Origin of the sequence: Kitasatospora sp. NPDC091257 (assembly GCF_044757675.1) — a bacterium.
Lineage (GTDB): Bacteria > Actinomycetota > Actinomycetes > Streptomycetales > Streptomycetaceae > Kitasatospora > Kitasatospora lactacystinica.
In genome coordinates this window covers 1-3,816 of record NZ_JBIVVI010000905.1, presented here as the reverse complement: position 1 = coordinate 3,816, position 3,816 = coordinate 1, and the positions used below count along the sequence as shown (strand labels likewise).

At 70.6% G+C, this 3,816-nt stretch carries 4 protein-coding genes and 1 pseudogene; 2 read left to right on the top strand and 3 right to left on the bottom strand.

Translation table 11 applies throughout. The features are described 5' to 3' along the window. Window positions 1-333, top strand: a 333-nt coding sequence (locus ACIQOV_RS31750; RefSeq protein WP_401054130.1) for a S41 family peptidase, incomplete at its 5' end; no start/stop codon positions are given. A 269-nt stretch (window positions 334-602) separates the two neighbouring features. Here the strand turns inward: ACIQOV_RS31750 and ACIQOV_RS31745 are convergent. Both ACIQOV_RS31745 and ACIQOV_RS31740 read right to left on the bottom strand, forming a co-directional pair. Next, complete coding sequence (locus ACIQOV_RS31745; protein WP_401054129.1) at window positions 603-1,670, bottom strand: protein kinase family protein; 1,068 nt, start codon at window positions 1,668-1,670, stop codon at window positions 603-605. Between the two features lie 219 nt (window positions 1,671-1,889). Beyond that, window positions 1,890-2,363: a hypothetical protein gene (locus ACIQOV_RS31740; protein ID WP_401054128.1), complete on the bottom strand. Its 474-nt coding sequence runs from the start codon at window positions 2,361-2,363 to the stop codon at window positions 1,890-1,892. 430 nt (window positions 2,364-2,793) lie between these two features. Here ACIQOV_RS31740 and ACIQOV_RS31735 point away from each other — a divergent pair. Beyond that, window positions 2,794-3,033: pseudogene (locus ACIQOV_RS31735) on the top strand (zinc-binding dehydrogenase); the annotation flags it as partial. 37 nt (window positions 3,034-3,070) lie between these two features. Here the strand turns inward: ACIQOV_RS31735 and ACIQOV_RS31730 are convergent. Beyond that, on the bottom strand, window positions 3,071-3,816 hold a 746-nt coding region (locus ACIQOV_RS31730), incomplete at its 5' end, for a TetR/AcrR family transcriptional regulator C-terminal domain-containing protein (protein WP_401054126.1).

Genomic DNA, 3,816 nt, shown 5'->3' with positions numbered 1-3,816 from the left:
GGGGACCCGGCGCGGGGCGTGCCCGTCGCCGTCCTCACCGGCCCGGGCACGGGCAGCGCGGGCGAGGCCGTCACCATCGCGTTCATCGGCCGCCCGGACACCCGCAGTTTCGGCGCGCGCACCTACGGGGTGCCCACCGGCAACGCCGCGCACCGGTTGTCGGACGGCGCGGTCGTCCTGCTCACGGGCGCCGCCGAGGCGGATCGCACAGGCCGGATCCACGCGGGGCCGATCGAGCCGGACGAGGCCGTGGACACCCGCAAGGAGGGGGATCCGTCACTCACCGCCGCGACCGGCTGGCTCGGGCGCCAGGAGTCCTGCCGTCGTACCTAGAACGATGTGATGCGTGACACGGACCTTGGGTACGCCGCAGGCCGACCACACCGGCGGCGACCGGTGACCGACCAGCCGAGCATCCGGTGACGCGCACGTCTCTTACGAATGACCCGGACAGCCCACGAAGAACGGTATGGATCGAGTGACCTTCCCGACCGGGGCGGAGTGTCCAGGTGCTGGAGTCCCAGGGATGCCGTTGGCCTGTGGCTGCGGGCCCGCAGGTCGTCTCTCTGACACGTGGCGGCCGGGGCCCGCTCCCTCGAACGTCAGCGCGATGTCTCACCGGCGTCTGCGACGCGGTTGAGCTCGGCACCGGGGTACGGCGTCTGCTTGCTTTCCGACAGCAGCCGGCGGTGGAAGCCGTCCAGGACGACGCCGGCCCGGGCATGCCGCTCGACGATCGCAGCGATCTCGGGCGGAACGGCCTCGGGCCTCCGACCCGCGATCCACTTCTGAAGGAACACGTCTGCTTCGACACCGCCCCGGACGCGGTCGATGAGGTGGTGGATCAGATGGCTCGCGGTGCAGTCGCGGTCGTACTCGAGGTGGTTCGAGAGGAACCGCTGCTCGGCTGCTGACAGCTCGAAACCCGAGCTCAGCGCCAGCCCGAAGTCCGCGAAGCAGATCAGCCGGCCGTCGGTCAGCAGGTTGTCGAAGTGGGCGTCGAAGTGCACGAGTCCGTGAGAGCTCATGAATGCCGTGCCCCGCGCCAAAGCATCCTCCACCCACGCGGGGGAGCCGCCGCCGGCCACCGCGGTCGCCCCGTGCTCGCGCAACAACGTGCTGAGTGTCTGCGGCATGTGTTCCAAGAACAGCACCAGGCTGCGGGAGGACCGGCCGATGGCCTCCAGGCGCTCGCGTACTGCCTGCGAGCCGTCCCAGTGGGCGACCGCGCCGTCGATGCCCCCGAACTCGTCCACGAAGCCCTCGGGAGGAGAGTCGGGCAGGACGCGCCAGTGGTACATCAGGGGAAAGCCCTCGTACTCCTTCCCGAGGACCCAGTTGGTGGTCATGATGTGGACGGCCAGCTCTCGCCAGGCACCGAACCCGGCCGAGCCCACTCCGTACTGGTAGAACATCGGCAGCCCGAAGAGGTTCGCCGTGGACCGGACGTTCTCCGGCCGGGTCTCGACGTCCGTCAACGGCACTCTCTTGACGAAGACCCGCGTCCCGTCGATGTCCAGCTCCGCCGACCTGCCGCCGATACCGGATCCGACCGGAGGAGCGGATGCCACGATCTCGCCGAGACGCCGGTCGCTCACCAGGGACAGGCGGGTGGCAATGGTCCCGTAGGCGGCCAGACGTGCGTCGTGCTGACATTCGGAGTGGCGCATCCACGGCTCCTCTGTGCCCCCGAACCAGGGCGTCGGTGATCGCTCAAACGTATTCGACTCCCGCCGCCGAGGTCAGTCTCGGACCGCAAACCGTTCGGTATCCGACCTGCCGTCGGCGGGCCTGCCGGGCGATGCCCGTACGACGGCCGGCGCTTCCTGCGGAGTCTCGACCCTGTCGTGGCCCCGATGGATCACGGCCGGCGGCGGGACGGTCGCCGTTCATTCCGCCGCCGCCGCCGGCGCGAACGCGAAACGGAACCGTTCCACCCCACGGGGCAGGTCCGCGCTCGTCCGATCGTCCGCATCAGCTGCACGTGCCCAGAACACGCTGAGCGTGAAATCGCGCGGCTTTCCTTCGAGTTCGAACTCCAACGCCACCTCGGCAGGACCCGAGAAGAGGGTCCACACGTCGATGCGGCCCGTCCGCGACCGGTACGGAACCCTGGCAAGGAGGCTGAACCCCTCCGGACGCACGGGATGGTCGGTCAACTCAAGGGTCACCTCCGCATAGTGCTCCCGAATCGAACTGCGGACCTTGACCGCCCCGTCGGTCAGTGTGACTCCCGGAGTCCCGGCCGCCAGCGGCAGTTCCAACCAGCTGCCGTCCTCGGCGAACTCGTCCTCCTCCCACAACCCGAACTGCGAACGTTCGACTGAGACAAGGCCTGCGGCCTCGGTCCGAAAGCTCCGCATGTCGACGATCCTTGCACGACGGCCGCTTTCCGGCTGTCGGGTTCGGAAGAACCTCCGGGCACGATCACGGCGGCGCGCACGGCACCACGGTCGGCACCACGGACGGCACCGTGCGGCACGGCCGACGGTCGTGCCCCGCGGCAGGTTCCGTGTCGTGTCAGGCTCTGGAGGGCCGCTGCCGCTGGGAACTGTCCGTTGCGATCGGGAGGCTGCGCAGTGTCAGCACGGCCGGTGGAGGCAGCGGTTCGTCGGCCGTGTCGGTGCGGAACGACTGGAGCGGATAGGCCACCAGGCGCCGGGAGGTGTGCCAGATCCCGTACGGCTCCCGGCGGCAAAGGCGGAACGATGAACGACCGCATGATGAAGGCAGTGCTCTACGACCGCTACGGCGGCCCCGATGTGCTCTACGCGGGCCGCGTGCCACGTCCCGAAACGGCCCGCTGCGACGTTCGGCCACCTCGCGGCCAGTACGGTCCACGGACACGGCCGGGTGCGCTACTTCAGCGGCGACCCCAAGCGGGCGGACTTCGACGACCTCGCCCGCCATGTGGTCGAGGGCAAGCTGAGCCCCGCGGTGGACACGGTCTTCCCCCGGGAGGAGACAGCGGCGGCGCACTGGGCGCTGGAGGCGGGCGGCGTCCGGGGCAAGTACGTGGTCAGGGTCGCGTAGGACCCTGTTGTCCCGTCTCGGCGAGGTTTCACCGGTTTCACCGGAGATTGACGACCGCACGGCTCGTCCCGCCGAGGTTCGACCGGTCGCCCGCGGTGGCGATGAGGGCCGCCAGGCCGTCGAGGTGGCGGTCGAGGCCGAAGGTGAACAGGGATTCGGCGGACAGGCCCAGGCCGGGGTCGGTGCGGGCGGCGGTGAACGCCGGGAAGGTGCCGTCCGACAGCAGCGCGGCCATCCGGGCCTCCTGGACCTGCATCCACTGATCGCCGGTGACACCGCTGGCGTGACCCGCCTCCTGCTCCGCCGCGAGGTCGACCGCGCAGCCGCGGACGAATCCGAAGAGCGAGACCGCCGCGTGCATGCGGGTGTCGGCGTCGAGGCCGAGGCCCTCCAGCGCCGCCAGGGCCCATTCGATGTGGCGCATGCCGTTCGGTGCGAGCAGCGGCCGGGCGAGGTTCATCGTGGCCGCCAGCCAGGGGTGCTCATGGTAGAGCCGCCACTGGGCCCGGGCCGAGAGGTCCAGGCGGGAACGCCAGTGCGGCGGGGCCGGGGTCGGCAGCGGCGCCTGCGCGTAGGCCGCGTCGACCATCAGCGCGAGGAGCTGGTCCCGGTTCTGCACGTGCCGGTACAGGGACATGGCCGAGGTGCCGAGTTCGGCGGCCAGCCGCCGCATGGTGAGCGCGGCCACCCCTTCCGCGTCGGCGATCGCGATTCCTGCCAGCACCAGGCGTCGGCGCGCCGCCGACTCCTCCGACGGCCCCTCCGTGCGCCGGTCGGCCGCCC

Excerpts from the sequence above, each read along its gene's own strand:
- ACIQOV_RS31745 (WP_401054129.1), bottom strand. The coding sequence starts at position 1,670 with ATGCGCCACTCCGAATGTCAGCACGACGCACGTCTGGCCGCCTACGGG.
- ACIQOV_RS31740 (WP_401054128.1), bottom strand. The coding sequence starts at position 2,363 with ATGCGGAGCTTTCGGACCGAGGCCGCAGGCCTTGTCTCAGTCGAACGT.